We start from the raw sequence: 4,579 nt of genomic DNA on the forward strand, positions 1-4,579 counted from the left end.
GTCCATAAGGAGGGTCAGGTACTCCACCATCGTCTGGACCTTTTTTCCCTTTATCGAGAGCGACTGCTCCATGTGCGAGACGATCTCGAAGAAGCGGGCTATGTTCCTCACGCTGTCCACGGCCTCCTCCGAGTCCTCGGCCGAGAGCGAGACTATGTACCCCGTATCCGTAAGAAAGGTGTAGAGAACCCTTCCGGTCGATTCCTTGAGCGCCATCTCGCTCAGGCGCTCTATGTCAAGAACGACCTTCGTGATGGTCTCTACACCTTCGGTGGATATCTCCGCGGGCACGTCCTTCCCCCGGGCCACGTCCCGCATGACGTGGAAGAGCGGCCGGTGGCGCCTCCTGGAGAGGTGGTTGCACGGCATGACGTCCGCGGCCTTGAGTCCGTATACCGGAGAGCTCGCCAGGTGGAAGAGGTTCATGCTGTCGGAGTGGTCTGTTATGACCTTGAGGAGCGATATCAACACCCGTATCTCTTCGCGCGAATAGAGGCCGCTCGACCCGGAGAAGCGGTGCGGGACCCCTCTCTGGTCAAGCGCCCTCAGAAACGGCTCGGCATCGGCGTTGGCCCTTACCAGTATGGCGAACTCCTTATAGTCGCGCTTACCCTCGCCGGCCCTCTCTTCAATGGTCTTCGCCACGAACTCGGCCTCGCTCGTAAGCGTGTCGAAGTGGAGGTGCGCGACCTCTCCCCCGGCGCCGCCGCGGCTCCTCTCGGAGACGAGCTTCTTGTCTATGCCGCTCTTTACCTCGAGCCTGTCCGGGTCGTTGTGCCTTATGAGCCTGTAGGACGCATCGAGCACGGGCTGGACCGAACGGTAGTTACGGGTAAGGGTAACGACCTTGGCCTCGGGGCAGCTCTCCTGGAACTTCAGGACGTTGCTTATCGCCGCCCCCCGGAACTTGTATATGCTCTGGTCATCGTCGGCCACGACCGTTATATTCCTCCGCTCGCCGCTAAGGAGTTTCAGGAGCTCGGACTGCGCGTAGTTGGTGTCCTGGAACTCGTCGGTGAGTATATAATGATACCGCTCCCGGTAGCGCTTAAGTACCGCCGGCTTCTCGCGGAAGAGCTTTAGCGGCAGGACTATCTGGTCCCCGAAGTCGATGTAGCCGCTCCTCGCCATGAGCTCCTCGTATTTGGCGTAGGCCCCGGCCAGTTCCCTCCGCTCCTTCATGAGGTCTTCGGTAACGCCCCCCTCCCCCTCTTCTAAAGTGTCGCAGTAGGAGAGGAAATCCTCGGGGGTGACGTCCTCGTCCTTGAGCCTCGATATGAACTTTACGAGCGAGGAGAGGTAGCGCGTGGGGTCGCCCGAGGGTCTGTAGTAGTCGAGCGGCAGGTCGAAGAGGTGCTCCTTAAGGAATATCACGCGCTCGGCCTCGCTTAAGACCTTGAAGTCCGGCACAAGCCCGAGCGCGAGGGCGTTATCCCCGAGCACCCTGTCCCCGAACGAATGGAAGGTGGATATCCACACGTTGGTATAACCGTAAGGGACGAGCCGGTCCACCCGCTCCTCCATCTCGCCTGCGGCCTTTTCCGTGAAGGTAAGGGCGAGTATGCTGCCGGGGTCGATACCGCGCTCGATAAGGCGCGCGATCCGCCTGGTTATGACCTTTGTCTTCCCCGTGCCGGCGCCCGCTATTACAAGGAGCGGGCCGTCGGTGTGCTCGACCGCCGAGAGCTGTTCACTATTGAGCGGGTCGAGTGGGTCGGGGGGGGCGAGGGAATGTTCGACGTCTTTCATTGTCCGAGTGAGGCCTCCATAAAGGTGCCATACGTTATCTTCCTTATGGCGTTATTGCCGGAGTCCGCTATATAGATGGTACCGCGGCGGCCCACCCCCACGCCCGTTGGGAAATTGAAACTTGCCTTGAAGCCCGGGCCGTCCATCGCCCCACCGGTGAGGCTCCCCGCCACCGTACTTACCGCGCCGCCTGGCGTAATACTTCTTATTTTATTATTGCCAGAATCGCAGACATAGACGATCCCGTGCATGCCCACGGCTATACCCGTAGGCCAGGAGAACATCGCGTCCGTGCCGACCCCGTCCCTGTAGCCTGCCTCCTTCCGGCCGGCAAGGGTGGTTATAGTCCCGTCGGGGGTTATCTTCCTTATCGCGTTGTTGCCGGAGTCCGAGACGTAGACCGTGCCACGACCGTCCACGGCCACGGCCACGGGCTCCCGGAGGTGCGAGCCGAGCCCCCTGCCGTCCGCGTACCCCGGCCTGCCGTTGCCGGCAAGGGTCGAGACCGTGCCGTCCGGCGTTATCTTCCTTACGGCATGGGCCCTCCTGTCGGCAACATAGACGTTACCTACGGCGTCAACGGCAACGCCCGTCGGGTAGCCGAACATGGCCTCCTCCGCCTTCCCGTCCCTATAGCCCATGTGCCCGTTCCCGGCCACGGTCGTTACCACCCCCTCGGGAGACACCTTTCTTATCCTGAAGTTGTCGGCGTCCCCAACAAAGAGGTTCCCGCCTGCGTCTACCGCTATATTGTCCGGCCCCCGGAGGACCGCCCCGGTGCCCACCCCGTCCCCGTAGCCGGCCTCACCGCTGCCGGCAAAGGTCGTCACGCTGCCCCGGGAGTCTATCTTGCGGATGAGGTTATTCGAATAGTCCGCCACGTATACCACGGTCCCGTCCGGACTTACGGCGACACCCGTCGGCCACTTGAAGGTGGCCTCAAGCGCCTTGCCGTCGCTCCTCCCCACAGCGCCCGTGCCCGCCACGGTCGTGACGTGAAACGAAACGGCCCTCTCCCTCATGGGAACGGCATAGGAGAGGGCCGCCAGGGATAAAACCATGATAAGCGCCAGAGACGCCTTATAGCCGGAGCTCGACCCTCCCACCGAATACGGCATCTCTTAGTCTTCGTCCTCCTCGACGGCCTCGGCTTTTTTATCCTTCACCCTGCCGGAAGGCAGGGTGAAGATGAAGGTAGAGCCCCCTCCGTCGCCGCTTTCTCCCCATATCTTCCCTCCATGGAACTCGACGAACCTCTTCGTGAGCGCAAGCCCTATTCCCGTATCGTACCTCGCCGGGGGCAGGCCGTCTCCGGACCCGAAGGGGTTGAAGGCGGCCTCAATCTCTTCGGGGTTCAGCCCCGGGCCGCTGTCGGTGACAGAGACCCTGAGCGGTCCGCCGTACTCATCCCGAGACCGTGAAACCTTGAGCGTGACGGTACCCCCCTTGGGGTTGGACTTCAAGGCGTTAGAGAGGAGGTTCGCTACCATCTCCTTGAACATCCCGGCGTCCGCCTTGAAAAGCCCTATGTCCTTATCGACGTCGACATCGAGGGTCTGCTCTTGTCTGTCGACGACCGTCCTTACGCCCTCCACGGCCTCTTCCACGGCCGCCTTAAGGTCGAACTCCCGGACGTCCAGAACTTCACTGTCCATATCATCGGTAAAGTCGAGGAGGTTATTGATAAGTTTTAGAAGTTCCTTCCCGCTCCCGCAGATGATATCCACGTACTTACGGCTGGGCTCCGGCAGGTCGTTACCCGAGCGTAGCTTCAGGAGCTCCGAGAAGCCCATGATGTGGGTAAGCGGGGTCTTCAGCTCGTGGCTCATATGCGAGAGAAAGTCGGCCTTGTATCGGCTTGCCCTCATCAAGTCCTCGTTCATCTTATCCACCACCTTTATAAGGGAGAGGAGCTTCTTCTCCCTCTCCTCCAGCGCCGCCGCCATCCTGTTGAAGCCCCCGGCGAGGTCCTCGATCTCGTCGCCGGTGGTTACGTCCACCCTGTAGCTGAACTCCCCCTTTGAGATTACGTCCGCACCCTCGTGAAAGGCCAGGAGCGGCCCGGTTATGTGGCGCCTCAAATAGAGGTAGAGCGCGGCGAGCGAAACCGCCCCCACCCCGAGGAAGACGAAGAAGAACACCACGGTCTGATCGGCGCGGCGCTCCGCCTCGACGGCCATCGCCTTCCTCTCCTCTTCGGTCAGCCTGTGGAACTCCTCGGCGCCCTTCATCACCCCTTCGGCAAGGGCCGTAGCGTCATCCATGAATACGGCCGCCAAAGGGTTGCCCACCGGGTCGTCCACGGACATAAGCCCGGCGGTCATCTCTCCGAGCCTGCCCACTCCGTCCTTTACCGACGCGAGCGTATTTATCCACTTTTCGCCGTCCCCGTGCGCCTCAAGGCGCCGCAGAAGGGCCGACATGTCCGTTATCAGCCCGTCGAACTCCCCCCTCTTCCCCACGTCGCCGGTCGCGAGGTAATCACCCGAAACCCTCAGGAGCTTTTGGACCTGGAAGCTCAGCTCCCCGGTTATCTCCAGGCGGCTCGATATGGTATCGACGTCCCTTACGGTTCCGAGCAGCCCCCAGATTACGAAGTACGACCACCCGATAAAGAGGAGCGCGAACATCGTACCGGCCATGAACGAGCCTACGATCTTTGCGTTTATCCCTATCCTCATACCGCCCTACTACCTTCTGAATGCCCCCCCCGCCCCCGCCGCTACCCCCCTGCCGCCCAGAACAGTCTCCAGCTCGGCAATAAAGAGCTCGTTATCCCCTCTCCCCCTCAAGGCCACCCTTAAAAACCTCTTGTCAAGCCCCCGGAAGC

3 protein-coding genes are annotated in these 4,579 nt (G+C 61.2%); all 3 read right to left on the reverse strand.

Features of this window, described 5'->3' with window-relative positions; all coding sequences use genetic code 11:
- The coding region (locus tag V3W31_08585) for an ATP-dependent helicase (protein MEE9614985.1) at positions 1–1,749 on the reverse strand (1,749 nt) is incomplete at its 3' end.
- Positions 1,746–2,867, reverse strand: coding sequence for an NHL repeat-containing protein (locus V3W31_08590; protein MEE9614986.1), 1,122 nt, complete (start codon positions 2,865–2,867; stop codon positions 1,746–1,748). The genes V3W31_08590 and V3W31_08585, both read right to left, overlap by 4 nt.
- 3 nt (positions 2,868–2,870) lie before the next feature.
- A complete protein-coding gene (locus V3W31_08595) occupies positions 2,871–4,430 on the reverse strand; it encodes an ATP-binding protein (GenBank protein ID MEE9614987.1) in 1,560 nt (519 codons plus the stop codon).
- Between the last annotated feature and the right edge of the window lie 149 nt (positions 4,431–4,579).

The organism is Thermodesulfobacteriota bacterium (assembly GCA_036482575.1).
GTDB lineage: Bacteria > Desulfobacterota > GWC2-55-46 > GWC2-55-46 > JAUVFY01 > JAZGJJ01.